Source organism: Desulfopila sp. IMCC35008 (genome assembly GCF_010646885.2).
Classification (GTDB): Bacteria; Desulfobacterota; Desulfobulbia; order Desulfobulbales; family Desulfocapsaceae; genus Desulfopila.
Window position 1 is genome coordinate 358,203 of the sequence record NZ_CP050700.1, and the last position, 22,236, is coordinate 380,438.

General features: G+C 45.4%; 21 protein-coding genes. 3 read left to right on the top strand and 18 right to left on the bottom strand.

Going from position 1 to position 22,236, the window contains the following annotated elements:
- Positions 1 to 92: 92 nt before the first annotated feature.
- From GA520_RS01600 to saoT, 10 genes are all read right to left on the bottom strand, one after another.
- Positions 93 to 224, bottom strand: a complete 132-nt coding sequence (locus GA520_RS01600) for an alkylmercury lyase family protein (protein ID WP_240910106.1) — start codon at positions 222 to 224, stop codon at positions 93 to 95.
- A gap of 6 nt (positions 225 to 230) precedes the next feature.
- Positions 231 to 722, bottom strand: a complete 492-nt coding sequence (saoL, locus tag GA520_RS01605) for a MerB-like organometallic lyase SaoL (RefSeq protein ID WP_163337276.1) — start codon at positions 720 to 722, stop codon at positions 231 to 233.
- A gap of 49 nt (positions 723 to 771) precedes the next feature.
- Positions 772 to 1,542, bottom strand: coding sequence for an ABC transporter ATP-binding protein SaoA (saoA, locus tag GA520_RS01610; protein ID WP_163337277.1), 771 nt, complete (start codon positions 1,540 to 1,542; stop codon positions 772 to 774).
- A gap of 35 nt (positions 1,543 to 1,577) precedes the next feature.
- On the bottom strand, positions 1,578 to 2,411 hold the full coding sequence (gene saoP, locus GA520_RS01615) for an ABC transporter permease subunit SaoP (RefSeq protein ID WP_255494320.1): 834 nt from the start codon (positions 2,409 to 2,411) through the stop codon (positions 1,578 to 1,580).
- A complete protein-coding gene (gene saoB, locus GA520_RS01620; protein ID WP_163337278.1) occupies positions 2,303 to 3,127 on the bottom strand; it encodes an ABC transporter substrate-binding (seleno)protein SaoB in 825 nt (274 codons plus the stop codon). The genes saoP and saoB overlap by 109 nt, the downstream gene beginning before the upstream one ends.
- 28 nt (positions 3,128 to 3,155) lie before the next feature.
- Positions 3,156 to 4,294 (bottom strand): IS630 family transposase gene (locus GA520_RS01625; RefSeq protein WP_370362736.1). Its coding sequence is split into 2 segments (ribosomal slippage): positions 3,156 to 3,862 and positions 3,862 to 4,294, totalling 1,140 coding nucleotides; the frame shifts between segments, so codons are not numbered across the junction.
- Between the two features lie 89 nt (positions 4,295 to 4,383).
- Entirely contained in the window at positions 4,384 to 5,472 is a 1,089-nt protein-coding gene (gene saoX, locus GA520_RS01630) for an ABC transporter substrate-binding subunit SaoX (protein WP_205749400.1), read from the bottom strand.
- Between the two features lie 34 nt (positions 5,473 to 5,506).
- Positions 5,507 to 5,980 (bottom strand): Cys-Cys-COOH (seleno)protein SaoC, encoded by a 474-nt coding sequence (saoC, locus tag GA520_RS01635; RefSeq protein ID WP_163340325.1) that lies wholly within the window; start codon positions 5,978 to 5,980, stop codon positions 5,507 to 5,509.
- Complete coding sequence (gene saoE / locus GA520_RS01640; RefSeq protein ID WP_163340324.1) at positions 5,977 to 7,065, bottom strand: efflux transporter SaoE; 1,089 nt, start codon at positions 7,063 to 7,065, stop codon at positions 5,977 to 5,979. The genes saoC and saoE overlap by 4 nt, the downstream gene beginning before the upstream one ends.
- Positions 7,065 to 7,322 (bottom strand): thioredoxin-like (seleno)protein SaoT, encoded by a 258-nt coding sequence (gene saoT, locus GA520_RS01645; protein WP_163340323.1) that lies wholly within the window; start codon positions 7,320 to 7,322, stop codon positions 7,065 to 7,067. Before saoT ends, saoE begins: the two co-directional genes overlap by 1 nt.
- 315 nt (positions 7,323 to 7,637) lie before the next feature.
- On the opposite strand from saoT, the gene GA520_RS01650 reads away from it, so the two are divergent.
- Positions 7,638 to 9,626, top strand: a complete 1,989-nt coding sequence (locus GA520_RS01650) for a molybdopterin-dependent oxidoreductase (RefSeq protein ID WP_163340322.1) — start codon at positions 7,638 to 7,640, stop codon at positions 9,624 to 9,626.
- A 180-nt stretch (positions 9,627 to 9,806) separates the two neighbouring features.
- A complete protein-coding gene (locus tag GA520_RS01655) occupies positions 9,807 to 10,364 on the top strand; it encodes a tetratricopeptide repeat protein (RefSeq protein WP_163340321.1) in 558 nt (185 codons plus the stop codon).
- Positions 10,365 to 10,905: 541 nt separating this feature from the next.
- On the opposite strand, the gene GA520_RS01660 is transcribed toward GA520_RS01655, so the two are convergent.
- The 7 genes from GA520_RS01660 to rpsU all read right to left on the bottom strand — a co-directional run bounded on the left by GA520_RS01660 (position 10,906) and on the right by rpsU (position 20,102).
- The gene (locus tag GA520_RS01660; protein ID WP_163340320.1) at positions 10,906 to 11,094 is read right to left on the bottom strand and encodes a hypothetical protein; all 189 of its coding nucleotides are present in this window, start codon (positions 11,092 to 11,094) and stop codon (positions 10,906 to 10,908) included.
- Between the two features lie 55 nt (positions 11,095 to 11,149).
- A complete protein-coding gene (locus GA520_RS01665) occupies positions 11,150 to 11,782 on the bottom strand; it encodes a methyltransferase (protein WP_163340319.1) in 633 nt (210 codons plus the stop codon).
- Between the two features lie 1,189 nt (positions 11,783 to 12,971).
- Positions 12,972 to 14,993 (bottom strand): methyl-accepting chemotaxis protein, encoded by a 2,022-nt coding sequence (locus GA520_RS01670; RefSeq protein ID WP_163340318.1) that lies wholly within the window; start codon positions 14,991 to 14,993, stop codon positions 12,972 to 12,974.
- 381 nt (positions 14,994 to 15,374) lie between these two features.
- Positions 15,375 to 16,007, bottom strand: a complete 633-nt coding sequence (locus GA520_RS01675) for a site-2 protease family protein (protein WP_163340317.1) — start codon at positions 16,005 to 16,007, stop codon at positions 15,375 to 15,377.
- Between the two features lie 59 nt (positions 16,008 to 16,066).
- The gene (locus tag GA520_RS01680; protein ID WP_163340330.1) at positions 16,067 to 18,766 is read right to left on the bottom strand and encodes a CBS domain-containing protein; all 2,700 of its coding nucleotides are present in this window, start codon (positions 18,764 to 18,766) and stop codon (positions 16,067 to 16,069) included.
- 173 nt (positions 18,767 to 18,939) lie between these two features.
- Positions 18,940 to 19,872: a site-specific tyrosine recombinase XerD gene (gene xerD, locus GA520_RS01685; protein ID WP_163340316.1), complete on the bottom strand. Its 933-nt coding sequence runs from the start codon at positions 19,870 to 19,872 to the stop codon at positions 18,940 to 18,942.
- A gap of 38 nt (positions 19,873 to 19,910) precedes the next feature.
- Positions 19,911 to 20,102 (bottom strand): 30S ribosomal protein S21, encoded by a 192-nt coding sequence (rpsU, locus tag GA520_RS01690; RefSeq protein WP_370362788.1) that lies wholly within the window; start codon positions 20,100 to 20,102, stop codon positions 19,911 to 19,913.
- A 338-nt stretch (positions 20,103 to 20,440) separates the two neighbouring features.
- Between rpsU and GA520_RS01695 the strand changes: the two genes are divergently transcribed.
- Positions 20,441 to 21,379, top strand: a complete 939-nt coding sequence (locus GA520_RS01695; RefSeq protein ID WP_163340314.1) for a D-alanine--D-alanine ligase — start codon at positions 20,441 to 20,443, stop codon at positions 21,377 to 21,379.
- Between the two features lie 29 nt (positions 21,380 to 21,408).
- Here GA520_RS01695 and fdhD read toward each other — a convergent pair whose 3' ends face one another.
- Positions 21,409 to 22,206, bottom strand: coding sequence for a formate dehydrogenase accessory sulfurtransferase FdhD (gene fdhD / locus GA520_RS01700; RefSeq protein WP_163340313.1), 798 nt, complete (start codon positions 22,204 to 22,206; stop codon positions 21,409 to 21,411).
- Between the last annotated feature and the right edge of the window lie 30 nt (positions 22,207 to 22,236).

The following is a 22,236-nucleotide window of genomic DNA, read 5'->3' on the forward strand; positions in this document are numbered from 1 at the left end:
CGCTTTATTGTTGCAAGATCAGAACCCTGCCGGAACCTCGGACTATCTTGAGGCACCTTTTATAGGTGACGATGGAGGGGTCGAACATACTGTTAGTCCAGCTTAAAAATATATTCTGCTACCATCAGCGCCTTTTCGGTATCAAGTTCAAAGATAGTTTCTTTATCGATGTTTCGTGTGGTAGTCCACTCATCATAATGCTCCTTCGTACAGAAGAAGTTCATGATGTTTCAGCAGCTTCCCGACCAGTCATCGCTTTTATTCAAATCAACATGAAGAGCGCGTAACTCATTGCAAGATACGTATGCTACACTGCCATTACGTACCTCAATTGCAACCGGTTCGTTGCAATGGGCACAGACTGAATTGATTTTTGTGGCACAATCAAAGGTAAATGCAGAACCTAATGCATCAATTGCACACATTGCAAAAAACTCACGTCCATCCTGAAGGCTGACCTTGTGCTGTGTTGGTTTGGTAGAAACAGGAAAAATAAAGTCAACGTTGCCATCTTCCGATACAATCATTGCCTGTCGATCGATTAATTCTTGCAATACAACATCAATCTCTGCCGTTTTATCCTCGATTATGTTAAATGGTTTTTTTTGGTCGATTGAAAAATTCAGAATTGCAATACGCGCCTTTTTCGCATCTTGAGAGAGACGTGAATTAATGCTATCCATATAGAGTTTATCTATTGAGTTATCTTTGAAAGTATTCATTCTTTTCCTTTACAATTTTCAGTTCTTCCATTTATACAACGAATAAAGTCTATATCGCCTTTTCTTGCCCTTCCCAAAAACCTTGGTGGAGATACTCTGTCAGTTCCTCTCTCATCTTTGTGTATGCTGAACCAACTCGTTCTCTGGGCCGCTCAAGTTTAATAGAAACATCGGCTACCACTCGACCATGACAGGCAGACATTACAATCACACGATCACTAAGGTAGATGGCTTCATCCACGTCGTGGGTGACCATAATCACGGTTGTTTTATCGTTGAGCCAAATCGCTTCAAGTTCTTCCTGCAATGATTGTCGCATCTGGTGGTCGACAGCGCCTAAGGGCTCATCCATCAAAAGAACCTGCGGCGAACCGGCAAGCGCTCGAACAAAGGCTGTCCTTTGTTTCATGCCACCCGATATCTGAGAGGGAAAAAGATGTTCATGCCCAGTTAGTTTTGAGAGTTGTAATAATCTGGTAAGATTTTTATCACGTTGAGCCTTGGGAACTCCCATTTCTTTCATGGGAAATAGGATGTTATCTTGCACCGTCATCCACGGGAAGAGAGCATAGTCCTGAAACACAAAACCACGATCTGGTCCTGGGCTACTTACTTGATCTCCGTTTAGGATAATTCGGCCCCCTGTCGCTTTTTGAAACCCTGCAATAATTGTCAATAAGGTTGTTTTGCCACACCCTGACGGACCTAAAAGGCTTATAAATTCACCTTCATGAACCCGAAAATCAATACCTCCTAAAACTGTATTTTCATCTCCATTACGAGAAAAGGTTTTACTTATTTTATCGATGTGCAAATCCATTTTTTATATCACTTTTATCTATTGGATTTTCGAGGCTATTCGTCTAAGAATCGCCAAGGACTAAGAAACTTACTAAGCAGTACAATGCTGTAATCCATCAGATAACCCACTAGAGCTGCCATTATCATAAGAGCAATCAAAAGAGGTGTATCCATAAGCATTTGAGCTTCAATCATAGAGAAACCGAACCCGGCACTCGTAGCAATAAACTCAGCTCAGATAACTGACATCCACCCCGCACTAACAGCCACTCGCATACCTGTCATGATTTCGGGCAAAGCTGCAGGAATAACGATCTTAACGAACATCCCCAAAAATCCCGCCCCCATGCAACGACCGGCGTTATAGAAGTTTTTATCAATAGAAGTTACTCCTGAAACTGTACTGAGTAGAATAGGAAAGACACCCACCATCACAATAAGGAAAAGTGTGGGACCATCTCCTAACCCAAACCAGACTATGGTGAGTGGTACCCAGGCCATAATTGGTACCTGCCGAAGAGGTGTAATCACAGGGTCAACAAGCTCCATCACAGTTTTGGAGTACCCCATAGCAAAACCAATTCCCATACCGAGACTGGTGGCAATTATTAACCCAATAAGAACACGGCGAAGTGTCAGTAGGAGGTTGGAGAGTATGTGGGGATCAACTATCGCCTTTCCCAGAGCAGCAAATACTGTAAAGGGCTTAGGTAAAAGCAAGTCACTATCATATTGCATAGCCATGAAATGCCAAATACCTACAAGAATGCTAAGAGTTATTAGTTGGTAACAACGTTTTCTGTATTTTGAAGATTCAACTCCCGCGACTTTAGCGAAGCGATTAGCATACTTGTAGGAATAACGAACCGCACTTGCATTTTTTGCCATAATTCAATCTCTTTGGTACCCATCTTTTTATTTTTATATTGCGTAACAACTCTGGATAACTCATCAGGTTGTGCGAGTTTATAGGTCGCTTTTTCAATAGCAGTTAACAGCTGAGTATAGGCCAAACTCTTTCTAAAACTTTTCCTCACAACGAGGACATATGAAATATTGTGTTTTTCAGCACCTGCTAATGAAGTTTTATTACCGTTCAGAGTCAACGCTGTAAGGAAATCTACAACCACGCCATCGACAACATTTTTCTCGTAAGCATAGGGAAGCGAGGCAGGAAGCATGGCCGAAACAGCAACAGAATCTTTAAAAGTTGATGCGACATGCTCAGCATGCCGTATCCTGCCCTGTGCAAATCCTATAGAGAGGATAGGTCTATCTTTTTTAGTAACAAGCACCTCGGCATTCATAAGAATTGGCCCAACAACTTCAAAACGATTATCTCGTTCAACAAGTGCCAAAGCAGAATCCGGGCACATTAAAGCTAAATCTAGCGATTCTGAGGACATCGCCCATTGAGATACTACAGCACAGCAGTCATTCACAAGTAACGTTTCGATGCCGCGACGCAACTGCAAATCGATATTTTCAGATTCCTCAACAGCCACTGCCAAAAGTAATCCAGCAGTATCGCCAGGGGCACCTATATTCACAAGGATTGGCAAACCTTTTTCATCCCCTAAATGCAGTGCTGTAACAACGATCAAAGCCAGCACTATACAAACTAGTGTTATGTCACGCCTCAAATGTTGGATAAAGTCGTTTCAGCTTTATTCGGGCATCTTCAGTAGTGAATTGCCAGTTAACTCCGGCTTTCATCCCGTTTCTTGCTGATTCCCACGCTTCAACTTCACTACGCATGACCTCAATGTCAGCAATCCGGCGATTCAAGCACTGCCCAATCAAAACGTTTAACTCGATTTCGGCCATATTTAGCCAACTTCCGTGTTTTGGTGTGAATACGAACTCAAAGCGATCCCAAAGCTCTTTGGCCTTTTCCGGCATGAATGCTTCATAAAGTGAACCGGGAGAATGGGTATTCAGATTATCCATTACCAATGTGATCTTTTCCGCACGCTCATATCTGGAAGCGATTTTTTTCACGAATAAAGCCCAATCTACTTTAGTCTTACGCTCGGTCACCTCAACCATCCGTGCTCCTGCCAGCGGCTCGTTGGCCATGAATATATTGCATGTCCCACACCGTTTGTATTCATAATCATATCGAGCTGGTTGGCCTGGTGATGCAGGGATTGGTACCTTTACCTCTGCAATCAATTGGCGGGGTGACTCATCCAAACAAACTACAGGAAATCGTTCATCATATGGTCGTTTATAGACATCCAACACCAGCTCCATTTGGGCTACAAAATTTGCATTGTGGCCTGGTGGGATTACCCAGCCGATTTTTTGCCAAGGCTTGATTTCGTTTTTTTTAACACTCGGCGGACTGTTTCATAGGATACATTTTCAATGTAGCCAAGCTCCACAACTTGATCTGCAAGCAGCCGCAGAGACCATTGTGCGTATCCTTCAGGCGGGTCACTGCAACTGAGTGCGACAAGATGAGCTTCAAAATCACCATCAGCCTTGCGTTTATAGATTCTTTCTCCCTTTCGGCCGTTAAGCGCCACATCGAAACCTTCTTCGACAAAGCGTTGTTTGGTCCGATGAATCTTCATTGCACTAACTTTCAGCACGTTGGCTATGTCCTGCTCTCCTAACGTTCTCGGTTTAAGTGCATCCTCGTCGTAATTAAGAAGTATTAGTGCATTCAGTACTTTCTGTGAGTTGTGCTTACCTTTGGCAACAATCGCTTCAAGTTTATCACGCTCATCTTGAGTTAATGAAAACCGGTACTTGATCTTGGGCATGGTCTACTCCGTTTCTTTTGACCATACCGACTTTTAACTAACATGTCAAATGTGACATGACACTAGAACACGCCCCACACCAAGCAGCCTTATGCCTGGGGCTTATCGATTTCTATAGCCTTTGCTTTCCAATCAGAGTAGCTCATTCCCATTGGAAAAATTGGGTCTACCTTCTCCTTAATGAATGTCTCGAAATCATCGGTGTTAGCCGTATCAAGAAACTGTGTGTTTACAAATTTTTCAAGGGGCGGGGCCTTGTCAAGAGTTCCCATATCGAGGTTATAATCGATTTCTGCCTGAATTTTTTTGGTATCAATTTCCCAGTTGAGAGTTCTTTCTTCAGCGACAGTCTTTTTATAGATTGTCATCAGGGCAACTTCCTCTGGTACAGAGTATACTTTTGCAAAAATTTCTGCTGAGCGCTTAGGATGGGTGTAGATATATTGAAGTGCCTTCATGTGAGCTTGGATCATTTTCACTGCAAGATCTGGGTGTTCTTTGGCAAACTTACGACTCATAGCGAGCACACAACATACTCCCCAGTCTTGTGTACTTGGCAACTTATCAAAAAGTTTCATAACATGACCGGAACCATCATATTCTGCCATTGATGCCCAAGGGTCACAAGTGAGGTATCCATCAAGCTTGCCGGTCTTAAGCGCTAAGAACTCATCCTTATCCGACATAGCAAATATTTTGTAGTTAGAAGGGTCTTTAGGAAGATTGTTTTCTTTCACAAAAGAAACCCATGAAACACTACGCTTATTTGGGTTTGTACCAAGAGCTAATTTTTTCCCTACCAGCTGTTGAGGATCTTTTATATCATTGGATACAACGAGATAATAAGAACCACCCACATGATTATTTGCACTGACGAAAATAGGAGCACCCTTGATATGAGCGCGCATTAGTCCATGTATACCAACATATCCTGCATCCATTTGTCCTGCAGCCATTGCCTGTGGAACCGAACCATTTCCTGTAACTTTGACCTTCATTCCAAGCTCATCAAAAATACCAGTTTCTTTGGCTATGGGAGCAGCTGTCATATGATCACAATTATAGTAACCAACTTTGACGACGTAATCGTCACCAGCATGTGCTGAACGTAATAAACCTGTACTGAAGGCAACAGCAAACATCGCCACGGAGACACATGTCAAACGTAGTAACTTCATCTTTCTCCACTCCTTAATATTAAGCTTCTTATAATTAGCAACAATCATCCATCCCTTCGCCAAAAACGTCTTCTATGCGTCCATCTACAAACCGATAGATTGCAAAACCCGTCTTGGCTCCTTTCATGCCCTGGACAACAAATTCTACAGGAGGCGTGTCGTCTATATCACGCATATATACGTTCTGGTTTGATACCGGTGCTTTAAACTCGTTGCTTATCTCGTATGTATTGTCCGTCTTACGCATCAGCGCACACATTCGATTTCCCACCCTGGGGTTGTGATAAATCAGCACAAGATCACACAGGCCATCAGCGTTGATGTCACCTTCTTCGGCCACAATTATCTGGTAGCTTGAGTGTTCTTTATAAAATTTAAGATATAAGTCAGAACTGAGGTTGAGCTCTTGTTGTATTTCAACCACTTTTTTAGGCGAGTTGTCACAACCACAACTTAGAATTGCAATAAATAACAATATTGTTTGCGAAATCAATAAGCTCCCTTTCATGCCGTTGCTCGTCTGAGCTGCCTCATTTTGCTAAGTTGCGTTAAAAAGGAATAACTGCCCAAGAGCATGATAACAGCCGAGCAAGCGAGTTGAATCGGTTCTGGAACTGAAACGATAAAGATATTAGCAAGGCTTACCGCCGTGTTCTCCTGACCAAGGGAAAAAACGGGTATAAAATCCGGCATCAAAACCAGATTTACAAGCCAGCCTGCAGCCAGCGAGCAGAACACTAAAACTGTTGAGTAAATGATGACACAACGCTTTCCTATCATTTTATACATACTCAGAAGTTCTGGTAAATTGGTTGCAGCACCAGCCATCAGAAAAGTGACAGCGACGCCAGGTGCTGCTCCTGTGGCAATGAGTGCTGCCACAAAAGGAATATGTCCAACTGCGCACACATACATAATTGCGCCAAGTATTGCGATTCCCAAAAGAGATATAAGTCCTGGTTGTCCTAAATACTCTTGAATAGCACCCTGCGGTGTAAGAGCGATGATAAGCCCTGCAAGTATGACACCAATGACGATATAGCGACTGACCATCACGCCGAGATCGAGAAATCCCCAACGAAGCCCCGCAGACATTTTTTGCAAAAATGCAGGCTCATCGCCAGACTCTAGAGAGGTGGGTCCTTCAAAACCTTTCATTCCAGGAAGTTGAAGCTCATCTCCTCCAAAATAGTTGGCAATGATACCGATGATAAAAGGTACGATAAAGCCGACAGCAATATAGATTAGGGCGATTTCAGGCCCAAGAAGGCCAAAAGCCAATATCGCAGCTGCAGGATTAATAATTGGCGTAGCTGTCATGAATGCGAGGGTAGGCCCTAGATAGGCTCCAGAATAGTACATCCCAAGCCCAAGGGGGATGACACCACAACTGCAAATAGGGAGTAATAAGCCAGATAGCGTGGCTTTTGCGATTGATGAGATACGAGAATTTCCTAGCATCTTCTGAAATTTTTCAGGCCGGAGATACTCATGCAATACACCAGCAAGAAAGAAGCTTGCAAGAAGCCATGGTGACGCATCATTAAGAATATCTAGCGCAAGACCGGGTACCTGGTGCAATGATTGCAACATTACGAGGCAACCTCACTCATCGCTTCATCAATTGCATTATGAATAACCGGGGTTGTAAGAGAATCATATTTTTTCTTTCCATCAATGATCATCGTACCTTTGTTGACCGGCCCGTATTTTCTTATATAGTCAAAGTCTTTACCTGCGTAATAAACTTTGAGAGATACTTTACCTTCTTTACTCTTAATGTAGTCGCGTATGATGGTCACATACTCATCACAACAAGGACACGTATTAATAAATTCAACAGATACCATTTTTCTTACATTCTCCCGTAAAGTACATATTGACAGATAGAGGAAACACGTAGTCGTTGTTTCTGGTTAAGCAGTTATAAAAAAAGGTTTTATAGTTTTAATAATGCTATAAGTCAAATAAGTATTTCCTATGAATAAGTCTGTTTTATACAAAGTTTCTATGGAAAAATATAGGAATTGCCTATTGGCTGCATGTAGTTTATCTATATTGCTGTTGTGTTTTCTCTTCCTCTTTAGCTATCTTCATCACTAACAAATGCTTTGTACAAACAGAGCTATTACGAAATTTATTAACCCTATCCTTGGGAGAAAACTATGGACACTGTGACCCACCCTACAACATGCCGGATCTGTAGTGAGAATTGTGGTTTGCTTATCAGGGAACATTCAGACAGGACCGAAGTCAGCGGTAATCCCGCCCACCCTATCAGTAAAGGTTTTGTTTGTCTCCGTGCTAAGAATTATGGCCACATTCACCGCTCACCCAAACGATTAAAACGGCCTATGCTCAAACAGGGTGATAGGTTTGAACCAATATCTTATGAAGATTCGATCTCTATTCTTGCTCAAAAAATTACAGAAACCAAGTCAGCATATGGCGCTGAGAGTATTTGTTTTTACAAAGGAGAATCTCTTAAGCACCAAGAAATTGCCTACTACCTCAAACACTTAGCCTATGGGATAGGCTCTCCTAATTATATTTCTGTTGGTAGCCTCTGTAATACCTCTATGACTATGGGCCATGGTATGACATACGGGGGTACTCCATCCCCTGACTTTACAAATTCTCAATCAGCATTTTTATGGGGGACAAACCCTGCAATATCTTCTCCACGTACCTTTTCCTCTCTTATAAAATATCGTAAAACTAAAAAGTTCAAATTAGTTGTCGTTGATCCTACCCGTACACAAACTGCTAGGGCGGCAGACATTCATCTGCAAGTTAAACCAGGAGGAGATGGATTTCTGGCGCTCGCATTTTTGAAGATTGCAATGGAAAAAAAAGGTTTGGAACCATGCCGGGAAAACGTTGGTTTTGAGCAATTAAAAGATATGCTGTCCACCTATTCTTTAGAGCATTTATTGGAGGAGGCTGGGCTTAATAAAGACGGAGTAGAAGAAGCATGGGACCTTCTTTACGAGAATAGACAAACATGGACGAAAACTGGTCTTGGTATTGAGCTAAAACCTACAGGGGTTCAAACAATTCGTGCTATTGCATGCCTCAATTCTTTTCTGAATGACTCAGGACCTAGACCGTTTATGTTTCCACTCAACCCGTTACCGGGGAAAGACCTGTACCCTGAGCGCCTAAAAGAATCTGTCGGAAATTCATCAACGCCCCTCTTTACCGGAGGAAATGTGCAAGGGCATGGAATGTTTTGGGACAAGGCCATTCTTCATGACGATCCGTATACCTTAAAGTTCATGTTGATAATGGGTGGTAACCCTGCACTTACGTTCCCAGATTCAGCTGCACAGAAAAAGTCACTCTCAGGTTTAGAGTTTCTCGCTGTTTTTGATTTGTTTATGACCGAAACAGCACAACTTGCCGATCTAATACTTCCAGCTGCTGATATGTTTGATACCTTAGAATTACATGACTATGGAAGCCAAGGTCATCCTTATTTGGGACTTACTCGCCCGCTGTCCTCCACACCGCGTTACGGATATTCTGCTTGGCAAGTAGCTTTTGATCTTGCCAAAGAGCTTGGTTTAAAGGAGCTTATGCCGTGGAGTGATAATAGGGAGGCTATTTTGTCTCGTCTTGAAAATACTGGTATCAAATTAGAAAAAATCGAACAAAGTGCATCCGCAACTATCGAATACACACCTGTTACGCCAGCTCCAACACCTATCTTTTTTGCGTCAGAGCAACTCAAGAAAAACGGTCTTGCACCTTTGCCTTCAATAGAAGAGTTTCGCCTACCTACTCTACCCGATGCTATGTTTCCATTTTCCCTGAGCACTGGGGATAGAGTTTCAACATACCAACATAGCCAGTATCGTAATATTCCGGAATATGTCCACAGAAACCCTGAACCACTTTTAGATATGAACCCAGAAGATGCAGAACTTCTAGGCTTAAAAAATGGTGCACTTGTACGATGCACAACCAATAATGGTTCGGTTACATTATCATTGAATCTCTGCAATGATATACAAAAAAACTGTTTGAGGATGACCCATGGCTGGGAAAAGGCAAACGCAAACATACTCACAGGACTTGAGCACTTTGACCCTGTCTGTGGCTTCCCTTGGCTCATGTCTTTGCCCGCAAAGGTTGAAGTGGTGATGGACTAAAAAACTAGTTTGATGCAATCATTTATGAAGATACCGGAAGGAGCAGTGTAAAGGATGAATTACTTTTACCGGTATAGTTTTGTGGTTCTCCTGCCTGGTACTTCTCCTTGAGCAATGATTAGTGATGCTTATTCTTTTACTAAGAAGGGGAACTCCCCACACTATGTTCATAGGAGGTGTATGATGAACACTGCATCAGATAGAATGAAAGGGAAAAAGTATTTTCTCGAAGGAAATTTACCAGCCAGCATAAAATCATTTACCCTGGCTCTTGAAAAGGAACCTGGTTCTCCGGAAGTTATGTTAGGGAGGGGAGCCGCATATCTGAAACTCGGTCGGTTTGAAAAAGCTGTTCAAGATTTGTCCATTGTGATTGATGGCGGTGGTGATTGCGAAAGAGCTTTTTTTCTCCGGGGTATTGCATTTCTAAATGAGGGTGAATTCGAACATGCCTTGGCAGATCTCAACCAGGCCCTGAAGTTCAACGAGAAGCGAGGCGCAGCAATATTGGCACGAGGCCTTGTACTCTCCAGTTTAGGTCTTCACAAAGAAGCAGAGAGGGATTTCACTAACTCGTATGTCCTGGATAATATAATCATTGATGAGTTTCTTGAAGAATATGCGATATCAGAGGTCCTGTTCAAGCAGGCAATGGCTCTGTTTAACGTCGATTCAGGGGAATGGAGACTTCTGCTGACTGAAGATGAAATGGCGAAAATGGAAATCACACACTATTAAGATGAAGCACGCTTCATATCCCGCCCAATCCAGGCGGGATATGAAGCGATTGTCAAAGTTGACCACTTTTCCTTTGCGGTTGTTGTGAATTGAGGGGGCACATCTTACCATTGGCTGAAAACAATCTACGTTTTCACATAATCCAATTGATCACAATACTACAAGGCTGGGAGATTTATAATAGCAGGGTTAATGGTCAGGCTTTTTATAAATTTTCCATCCGCAGGCCAGCTTATATCGCTATATCGAAGATTGTAGTTCATTCCCAAGGGTACATGAGCCAATTGGCAGTTGCATGATCGTCTTCGTCCTTCTTCTGGGGATGAAGCAAAGATTTTATGCGCAATGAGCAGCTTTTGGTGCACCTTACCTGTATCACTCGAGAGGGGGGATAAAATGCCTTCTGCGGTGTTATCGATTGAAAGTGTATTCTGTAAATACTTAATTTTGCAATCAATACCATCAGCATTTCATCAAGACACTGAGCTTTCGGATGGACACAAACTATTTAAAATATCAGATCTTTCAGGCGGTACAGGCTTTAAAGTTTATTCCCTTTCGGATCCACCTTGACTAAGTAGTTTATACCTTTCGCTATTGAGAGTATTTTATTTCCTTCAAAAACTACCCTGATCGTTCCACAGCTGTTTATTGAGGTTATTTTACCAACACCCCACTTCGCTCTTGTTAGATGACATACATTTTCTCCTGCTTGCAAAACGTGTCTCATTGCTCCTCCTTGGAAAAATTTTGTTTTGTATCTGGTTGTTCCAACCGCTGAATACTTAACGCGTGAAACAGAGAGTCTTTCCTGTGAATAGTTTGTGTTGATTCACAGAATGATTAAAACCAAATTCCGTCATGTGCTTCATAAACCTGCAAGAGTAACCACGTTGAGGGGCAACTATCAAAGCTGTACTCTTTTTTTTGGCGTGTCGATTGATGAATGAGGCAAGAATTCCTGGATGCTCTTGTTCATACAGTAGATCACTGCCAATAATGAAATCAAACAGCCCAAGAGTATTGGGCAGGTGATCATCCCATGAAGTACGGACAAAAGAAATATCCGGGTCTTTATTGAGATGTGTATTTTCATCCAGGAACACTTTCACTTCCGGATGATAATCCGTAGCAGTGATATTGGCCCCACGGTGGTTAAGGACAAGGCTGGCTAAACCAATCCCACAGCCAATCTCAAGAATACTTTTTCCACCAACGGGGTGATCTTCCATAAGGTTGGCCAAATGGATGCCAGACTCCCATATAATGCCGAAGAAGGGCCAGGTGGCGGAAGATATTCCGAGTTTTGAAGCTTCCCCTTCCGGGTCAGAAAATTGCTGCTTGTCACGTAATGTTCTGACATGAATATCAAATTTTCTAAACTCAATCGTGCTGTACCGAATACGTATGTGTGACATAAGTGCAACTTTTGCCTTTGTGGCCAATTTGAGTCTGGAAGGATCTCTTTTGGCGGTTGGGTCGAACGGCACCCGGGAACGGCCTGCTGCCGATAAAAATTCGACTTTGGGGTTGCTGTTATGACAGGGTGAAACGGATCGAGGGGGAAAACATGAAATAGCAGCCAGGCTGCGCTGGCTAATCGAGTCATTTCGCTGGAATGTTATGTTCCTTCGCAGACTGTGATTGGATCCTGTAATGCTTCCTGTAGTGCCATGAACTTGCTACAATTTCTTTTAGACGCAGTCCGGTTCTCATTCGTCTTCCGGGAACCATGTTTGGTTTTCGGTAAGGCTTTGGATATTCGAGGTGTACTCTTGTGATCTGTTGTCACAGTTACATTTTTTTCCATTTTGTCTCCTTTCTACTTTTTATAACTACTATGGGGCTATGAGGTACATACCTTATCCGTCTGGAAGTAAAGTTATCAACTGGATAGGGATGATAACAAAAAGTCACATAAAGGGTTCAGGTTCAGCATTCATACAGAGCTGACAGTGCATGTAGAATATTGGTTAACCAGTCGAACTGTAACACTATTTAAAATAAGGACTGAAATAAAGAGATAGTCTGACAGATAAAAAAGGATTAACGCGAAAACACGTAGCTTAAGTGCGTAGTGGTACTAAATAAAGACTGTAGGGCTACCGAGACGAAAAGCTGTTCGCGGAGTTTAGAAAATATTTACCCTTTACTAAATAGTTGGTCTTAGAATAGAACAAAGTTGCACATTATACAAGCTTTGTTTTTCTATGTGTAATATTTACAATAGCTTACATATGTTAACTATAGCTGAGATGAGGGGGGTAATGTCGAATTATAGAGAGCAAAAATATGTTTGTCGGCTTCAGTGGTTTCAAATAAAAAACTTTCAGACAAAATGAACTTCTTCAGATAGTTGACGAGGCTATAACCCATCACCCAGCGTCTCAACCGGGTGATGGGTTCGATATCAGAACTTCTCTCGGGTAAACAGGCAAGTTTGTTTGAAAATTATGGATATCAGACCTTTCAACCAATCTCGATTACGGATCTGCTGGTGAGACCCGGAAAATATTTTGACCACCTTCAGGTGATTGTCGGCTATAATCTAATGTTCCTTAGAATATTCATGTAAAACAGCCTTTTATGCCTGTTGAGAGATTCTGTTTAGCTGATCATATAAAGCTGGTCGAGGGCGGTAAAGAGGTCCTTGCGCGCCTTCTCGAAATCCTCCACCTTTCGGGTGGCCCCACTTCGATTGTTGGCATTATATAGATCAACCGCCTCAGTGACATTTTTGTGCACTAATTCGTGATGGTTTCCGATCTCCCTGAATATCGGCAAGGAGGTGATGGCCTCCGGGGCATTGTCATACCATTTGCCAAATTCGCACTGGTGGTGATTTGGGATATCTTTCGAGTCCATAGACTTGTAGCCGTTGAGGATGGCGGTGAGTTGCATTTTCCAGTTGAAATGTGCATTTTTAATTTTCCCGATATCAAACGGCGGTTGTTTAAAAGAAAAATTATGCAGCAGTGCATCTAGCTGTTGTGCGTTGTGGTTCATCTCGGTGGCGAGTTCAGTTACATCTGAACTGCTGGCCGCGACGGTTTCTGCCTCATCTTTTACCAAGCCAATGTCGCGTGTGATTTCACTGTTAGCGACAGAGGCCTGGGCAATATTCTCGTTTACCTCCTGCATACCAATGGATGCCTGACTGACATTGTTGGCAATTTCCTGGCTTGTGGCTGTCTGCTCTTCAACCGCAGAGGCAATAGTCGATATTGTCTCACTGGTGGTATCGATGATTTTTGAGATAGTGTTGATAACGTTTATAGTTTGCTCACTGGATGACTGCACACTTTCAATACGTTGTTGGATTTCCCGTGTTGCCTCTGTGGTCTGTTGGGCCAGATCCTTAATTTCGTTCGCGACGACCGCAAACCCTTTTCCGGCGTCTCCGGCCCTGGCTGCTTCGATTGTGGCGTTTAATGCAAGGAGGTTGGTCTGGTCGGCGATCTCGTTAATTGTTTCCGTAACCTTGCTGATCCTCTCGGCTGCATCCCCAAGTTCATTGACACTGGTGGTTGCTTTGTTTGATTCGGTCACCGCTTCGTCGGCGACCACGCGAGCTTTTTCAGAACTTGCGGCAATCTCCTGGATTGTGGCTGTCATCTCCTCCGCTGCTGCGGCGACCATGGTGACATTGGTGCTGGTCTGTTCGGTAGCGGCAGCAATAGCGCTGAAATTGGTATTCATCTGATTTGATGCTGCGGCAACACCTGTTGAGTTTTTCGCCATTTGTTCAGCAAGCTCAAACAATTTGGAGGAGAGCGTATCAAGTGTCTGGGACGATGCATTAATAGTCGAGGAGCTACCGTTTACACCTATACACATATTATTGATTGAAGATGCCAGGTTGTTGGCAGAGCAGGCGAGTTGTCCTATTTCATCATTCTGGTCAAGGTCGCATCGTACGGACATGTTGCCTTGGGCAAGTTTTTCGGTAACTTCTGCCAACTGGTTTGTTGGTTTGCTGATAGAGCGTGAAATGAGAAAGCTAAAAACGAGGCCACTGGCCAGGGTGAGGAGGGTCAAGGTGACAATAATGGTTCTGCCCGAATTTGCGGAAGAAACAAGCTGGGTTTCGGATGCCGCAAGAAGCTCTCCTGCTTCTTCGGATAAGCTGTTGAGGATGTCCTGGGTTGCTGTGAGGGCTGTTTGTGCCTTGCCGTGGTAGATGGCGGAGGCTTCAGAAAGAATATCTTCTTTTGCTTTTCCCCTGGCGAGTACATTGATCGCAAGAACGGACTCGTGAAGCTCCTGGTGAGGTTTTTCGAGACTCTCAAAAGAGGACGCAAAGTTCGGAAATTCATTAGCTGCGTTTTGCCGTTCAGGTCCATAGAGCCATTTGCCGAGATTGCACTGCCGATGGTCAGTCTGAACGTCAATGGTTGTTATGTCGGGATTGATGAAAAACTCTCCCACTTTTGCCATAAACTTGTGGTGGTCTATCTCACGGGCCAGGAGTTTGGTATTAAGGTTGGCTGCCGAGGCCGATATGTGTATGCCTTCGACGGCTCCTCCAAATCGTAACCAGCAGATTGTGCCGAGACCGACAAGAAGAGCAAGAATTACACCAAAAGCGACAGGTAGCTTGAAGTTGATAGAAAGATCTCGAATGCGCATAAAGTAACTCCGTAAATTGTTAGCAGGTTCGCAGCCTGGAATTTTATGGCGAGGGTGTATGTATCTGCAGGTGCATAAAATAAACACATGCAGTACGAAATTGTATCACTTTTGTAAGGCTAGTTACCAAGTGGGCTCAGATGTCTGATATGATCAATCTGCCGGGTAGATGCAGGCGTGTGCAGATGGATAAGGTGTGCCGATGAAACCTTCTACCATTATGCAGACGCTGGCGACTAAATCAAGTCATTTGCCAGGCAATTGTGAATATTGTCGCCTGGCAGGGTGATTATTCTCCTGCTGGATATGGGAGTTGGTGCTCCTTCACGTTCAGAGACCCTGTACGTTCAGGCAGAGCACCAAATGGTGGGGATTGGCTGTTCAGGTGAGTAGCAGGGTATTGGCAAAGTCAATAACCGGCAGAATTATTTTAGAAAGCAGGCCGCTAAATGCGAGGAGGAGTATGAGGATAAAGCCGTATCGTTCATATTTGAGATATGATCTTGCCATTTCGGTGGGCAGGATACCGGTCAGAATACGGCTTCCGTCAAGAGGAGGAATAGGCAGGAAATTGAATATACAGAGAACAAGGTTGATCCAGACACTCGCTTTCAATATCTCGTAGAAGACGCCGAGGTTAAAGAGAATAAGGTTATTTTCCGGGAAAAAGATGGTTGCAAGGGCAACACCTTTTGCCAGAATTGCACTGATGACAGCAAGTACTAAATTGGTTACTGGGCCCGCGAGGGCAACCCAGAGCATATCTTTTTTAGGGTTGCGAAAATAGGCAGGGTTGACAGGCACCGGCCGAGCCCAACCAATATTGATAAAGAAAAATGCCAGGGTGCCAATAGGATCGAGATGTTTGACCGGATTGAGGGTCAATCGGCCTGCGGCTCTGGCTGTGGGGTCACCAAACCTGTACGCCACATAACCGTGGGCAAACTCGTGCAGGGTCAGGGCGAAGAGGATAGGTGGGGCAAGGAAGAGAACTTTGAGGAGTATGGTTTCCATTATCGATACACGCAGGCTGATTATTTAAAAGGATGTGCCAAGGGCCATATCAGGAGAGACTAAGCATCAGAGTTGTCGGCATCAAGTTTTTCCAGAGGATACTTGGCCTGGAGATGGGCAATTTCATCTTCTTTAGTGTGTAGCTTGTTGTCCAGCTTCATCTCCAGAAGATCACTGAGCATGATTTTAAATTCGGGACCTGGTTTATAGCCAAGTTTCATCAGGTCTTTGCCTGAGAGTTCGGGGCTGGTATAACGGAGTTCCGTGACATAATTGGAGACACATTTCTTCACCGAACTTTTCCTGGCAATAGCCATGAGGTAGAGAAGCCCTTCAATTTTGAGCTCCTGCAAGAGGAGATAGCTCTCGCTGTTGGGGATGGCTCGTCGGTGCTGGAAAAAGCGGGCAGTCTTATCCGCATGCATCTTTTGCTGCAAAATGAACTCACTCATTTTCTGAGGGACGAGGAACCGTCTGCAAAAGGAGGCAAGCACCTCGTTTGGTGAGCGTCCCATTATGGCCAGCAGGTAGACTATCCAGGGTGTGCATTTTTCTTCGAGATAGAGCAGGTTGTGCCAGGAGAGGGCGTTTTTGGCCTGGGTCAGGATGTGGTGGAACCTGCGATCGATCTTGAGGTGTGGTTTGAGGTCGGGCCAGAGAAACTGGAAAAGGTTAAATTCAGCCAGTCTCTCGATGGCCGGTATAGGGTCCGTTTCTGAAAGGATATGCCGGAGCTCAGAAAAGAGCCTGGTATCGTTGGTTTTGCCAAAAAGCTTCATCTTGACCGCATTCTGCATGAGGCGTTTGGTATGCGGGGCAATACGGAACTGCATACGTTGCTCAAAACGAATAGCGCGGAACAGCCGACTCGGGTCTTCCACAAAGCTGAGGTTATGAAGTACCTTTATCTGCTTGTGCTTGAGGTCGTTCTGGCAGTTGAAGAAGTCGACCAGGGTGCCGAACTGGCGAGTATTCAGCTGGATTGCCATGGCGTTGATGGTGAAATCTCTGCGGTACAGATCCAGTTTTATCGATGATAATTCCACCGTCGGCAAAGCTGCCGGATACTCGTAATATTCGAGTCGGGCGGTGGCGATGTCGAGTTTGAAGCCATCGGGCAGCAACACTGTGGCGGTGGAAAATCGTTCATGGGTTCGGTACCTGCCTCCCAGCCGGGCGGTTAATGCTTTGGCGAAAGTGATACCGTCCCCCTCTACCACAATATCCAGGTCGAGGTTCTGCTTTTTTAAGAGAAGGTCACGTACAAAACCACCAACGGCAAAAGCGTTATAACCAATTACATCGGCGGCTTCACCAATCTCCTGCAAGAGCTTTATCATCCGTTTTGACAAACAGTCGACAACCAGGTTGTGGAGGTTCCTTTTTCTCTCCAGCGACGGATATTCAGATTCATGCAACAGGTTTTTGGGAAGATGGGCCGGGTCGTTAACCAGGTGGTTCAGCAAGTCCGTACGAGTGATAACGCCTTCCAGCACATCGTCCTGGACAATGGGGATAAGACGCTGTCTGTTTTCGATAATCAGTTCCTGGATGTCGGCCAGGTTTGCGTTGAGCGACAGAAATTCAATATCTGTCGACATGTATTCACTCACCTGCAGATGGCCTAAATCGTGGTGTAATGCTTTTTCGATAACCCGGCGAGTGAGTATGCCGATAACATTTATACCTCGGTCAGGTGCGTTGGGTTCGCCAGCCGGAGCCACTACGACAACCGAGTTGATGGAGTAGCGGTTTAACAGGAACTGGGCATTGGTCAGGGTAATGTCTGCTGGAATTGTGATCGCCGGAGTAGACATTAACTCCCTGGCGATGGGCTGCGGCCGGACATGGCGTTGCAGTTTCTGGATGAGTCGTTCCTGGGCTTCCACCAAGGTAATATCACGAACCGTGGCGGAAGCTGCAGTGGCGTGGCCGCCTCCCCCCATATCCCGTGCAATAACCCCCACATTGACATCTGCGATCCTGGATCGGGCAATAAGATAGATGCGGCTGCCCATGGCAATAAGCGCGAAAAGCGTATCCAGGTTTTCCATGACCATAAAACGGCGGATGATGAGGGCGAAATCATCGACATATTCCGGCAGTGACATGGAGACCACAGTGATCGGCAAACCCTGAATCAGGTACTGGTGCGCGTTGTTCATCAGGTCGTGCAGGAGTTCGACCTGCATGGTGGTCAGTTCATGGCTGATAAACTGGGAGACAATGTCGAGTTTGGCTCCCATTCGAACCAGCCAGGCTGCTGCCTCCAAGTCTTCCGGGGTCGTGGTCAGGTGGGTGAGGGAGCCGGTGTCCTCATAGATGCCGAGGCAAAAGATGGTGGCTTCTTCCGGGCTCAGTTCGATATCTTCTTCACGAATCAGTTGGGTAAAGATGGTGGCGGTGGCGCCAACGTTTTTTACAACCTCCACATCTCCTCTGATGTCACCGGGACTTTCAGGGTGGTGATCGTAGAGATGGATTGCCGTGTTCGGGTTATCAATACATTTTTTGAAAACTCCGATTCGCTCAGATGCGCGGGTGTCGACAATGATAAGGGTTGTGATTTCGTCGAGTTCTATATCCCTGGCTTTCTGGAAGTCGTAGCGGTAGAGAAGGGTCTGGGATGTGAAATCACGCAGGTTCTTTTCCTGGGAGCCGGCAAAGGATAGTATTGCATCCGGGTAGAGTTTGTGGGCTGCGACCATGGATGCCAGTCCGTCAAAATCGGCGTTATGATGGGTCGTGATTACACGCATAAGAGACAAATGTTATCTGCTTCTTCTCGAAACGAATTAATAATTGAACCGGTTCAGGTGCTACTCCTTTTATGGCAATAGTCCATAACTGCGCCTGTTCTGCGAATGGTTTTCAAGAATAACCGGAGTTGTTTTTGAGTAGTATCCTTACTATGTCATAAATATTTATAAAATCATCCCCTTGGATGAAATTTTTTATGAATGCTCTTCAGCCTGTCCTGATCAATATGCGTATACACCTGGGTTGTGGCGATGTCGGAATGGCCCAGCATCATTTGTACTGAACGCAGGTCGGCACCATGGGAGAGCAAGTGGGTGGCGAAGGAATGGCGTAGCATATGAGGAGAAATTTTTTTGTCGATTCCTGCGGAAAGAGCCGTGTTTCTTAATATCTGCCAATATCTCAGCCGGGTCATACAGCTGCCGCGGTTGGTAATAAAGAGGTAGTTGCTTCTTCGTCCTTTTAATATCAGGGGTCTGGCAAGTTGCAGATATTCTTCAATCGACTCCTTGGCCCGGCTGCCAAACGGTACCAGCCTTTCCTTGTTTCCTTTGCCTATTACCCGGACAAAACCCGCAGAGAGGTTGCAAGCTGAAAGGGGTAATCCTACAAGTTCGGAGACCCGGAGTCCTGTAGAGTAGAGCAGGTAGAGCATGGCACTGTTCCTGCGGGAAATGGGTGTTGTCGTAGTTGGCGGGGCAAGCAGGGAGTTGACTTCATCTATGCTGAGAGCCTTGGGGAGGATCTGGCCACTTTTAGGCAGATCGACCAGAGCAAAAGGGTTCGATGATACCAGGTGTCGTCCGGCCAGAAAGGAGAAAAAGGAGCGCAGGGCGGAAACGCGTCGGGCGTTGGTGCGATTGGAAATGTTTTTATTCTTGCACTGCTCCAAAAAACGGTGAATATTTTTCAGATCGACAGCGGCAAGATTTCGTAAGCGCTGAGAAAGAAGAAAAGACAGAAAAAGCTCAATGTCAGCCGCATAGGCCTTCACGCTGTTTTCTGCAAGCCGCCGCTCGGAGATGAGATAGTGCAGAAAAAGATCCCGGCGGTGTGCGAAATGCTCGGGAAGCGGCGGCCCTGATTTTTTTGAAGAGCGTGTCACTCATCGAACCTCTTGGTAAGAGGCCCGCAGGAGAGGAATCAGCCAGCTCTTCTGAGGCGATTGAACTTGCGGAGCTTACGGCGTGCTTCAGCCTGCTTGCGACGCTTTTTCACACTCGGCTTCTCATAGTACTCGCGACGCTTCAGTTCTCTCTTGATGCCGTCAATCTGCAGCTTTTTTTTCAGTTGGCGAATTGCGTATTCGAGATCACCCCGAACTTCAACTTCGATCATCTGGGACTCCGTTAACAATTAAATTATTTGTATATTCAAGGCTCTGTACAGGTTTTTAACATGGTAGCCAAGAAATGTTAAAATATCACGACATGAACCTGACTTATATAAAAGGAAGGAGCGGCGTTGTCAATCCTTTTCTCAAAGAGCTTATATTTTTTCGACCGGAATTTTGACTGCTTTACCATGGAAAAACAGAAAATAAGCAACAATAACATGAAATGTGAGTATTCAAGAATCTGGATGCAGTTCAGAGAAACGAGATGTACAATATAAAGAGATGCGGGACGGCCCCACCTTGATTCATGATTCAATATAACAGGGAGAGAGAACATATGGCAGCAAAGAAACTCACAATTGCGTTGTTGGCAGGGGGAACTTCGGGTGAACGCGAGGTGTCCCTCAGTGGAGCGGCCGGAGTCGAAAAAGCCCTCGATCCTGAAAAGTTCGATGTACGTCGTTTTGATCCGGCAACTGATTTGGCTCAACTTGTCGATGCTGCAGCGGAGATTGATTTTGCCTTTATTCTTTTGCATGGCTTGCAGGGCGAGGATGGGACAGTCCAGGGCCTGCTTGACCTTCTTCATGTACCTTATCAAGGGTCCGGGGTCCTTGGCAGTGCCATTGCCATGGACAAAGATCTGGCAAAGGAGTTGTATAGACTCAACAGCCTGCCTGTTGCCGAGTGGGAGATCATCACCCCAAACAATGTGGATGATGCCTCTAAGATTACCTCTCGTCTCGGTTTGCCTCTGGTGGTGAAACCGGTCCGTGAGGGGTCCAGTCTCGGTATGACCATTGCTTATTCGGAAAAAGAGGTGGAGGCCGGTATCGAAATGGCCTTGATGCATGGTCAGGAGGTAATGGTCGAGCAGTATATCCAGGGTCGGGAATTAACGGTGGGTGTGATCGGTAATGATTCGCTGACGCCGCTCCCCCTTATAGAGATTGTACCTGGTGAGGAGTTTACGTTTTTTGACTACAAGGCTAAGTATGAGCCGGGGGCCAGCGAGGAAATCTGTCCCGCACCGGTCAGTGACGAGGTGAGGAAAAAAGCACAGGATTACGCAGTGCGGGCGCACAAGGCACTTCGTCTCCGAGGCTACTCGCGGACGGATATGATGATGGACCGTGACGAAAACCTCTTTTTACTGGAGACAAACACCATACCCGGTATGACGCCGACGTCCCTGTTGCCGCAGGCGGCTGCGGAGCATGGTCTGCCATTCCCGGTTTTCCTGGAAAAGCTGATTGAACTGGGGATGGAAAAATAACGATCACCGCCAGTGTCAGGAGGATGCTGTTAACCCTGTTGTCCGGTGACTACCCGATCCGGGGCGTTAAAGATGTTGAGCCGCTCCGGGCGTGCGTACGCCGCAAGTGTTGCACCTGAACGCCTGGCAATGGCGTACCCGAGAGATGATGGAGCCGTTCGCGACATAATGATCGGGATTCCCAGCCGGGCACATTTCAGGACCATATCCGAGGTGAGGCGCCCGGTGGTGTAAATAGCTCCGCCGGGTGTGGCCTTACCAAGCAGAATGGCACCCAGTACCTTGTCTACAGCATTGTGGCGGCCCACATCCTCGTAATACATTTTCAGGCTGTTGTCTTGCCAGAACCCGCAACCATGTACACAGTGGGTGTCATGTCCCAGTGTGGAGTAATGAAGAGACTGTCGGATAAAGGAGCTGATCTCTTCAAAGGTGATGGTTGTCTCTTCAAGCGGGTCGAAGGCATCATCGAACATTTCCTTGGCTATCTTGCCGGTTCCACCACAACCGGAGGTGATGATGACCTCTTTGGGCTCTGTGTACTCCACATCCGCGTAGACTGCGATCCGCCCCTCAGGGCACACGTAGACCTCTTTTACTTCATCGGCATTTCTGATATACCCCTGGCCGAACAGGAATCCCACCCCGAATTCTTCCAATCCGATAGGCAGTACCATTGATGAACCAATGGTTTCATCGTTTAAGGTGATGGTGTAGGGCGTTTCGATGGCAAGCTGTTCATGCTGCTCACGACGACCCTGAGGGGTTATAATTGTGGTAGGCCGGGTGATGGTCAGGGCTGTGGATTGAGGTTGTTGGTCTGGCATGTGCGGTCTGGATTCCTTGTTGATGGTGGA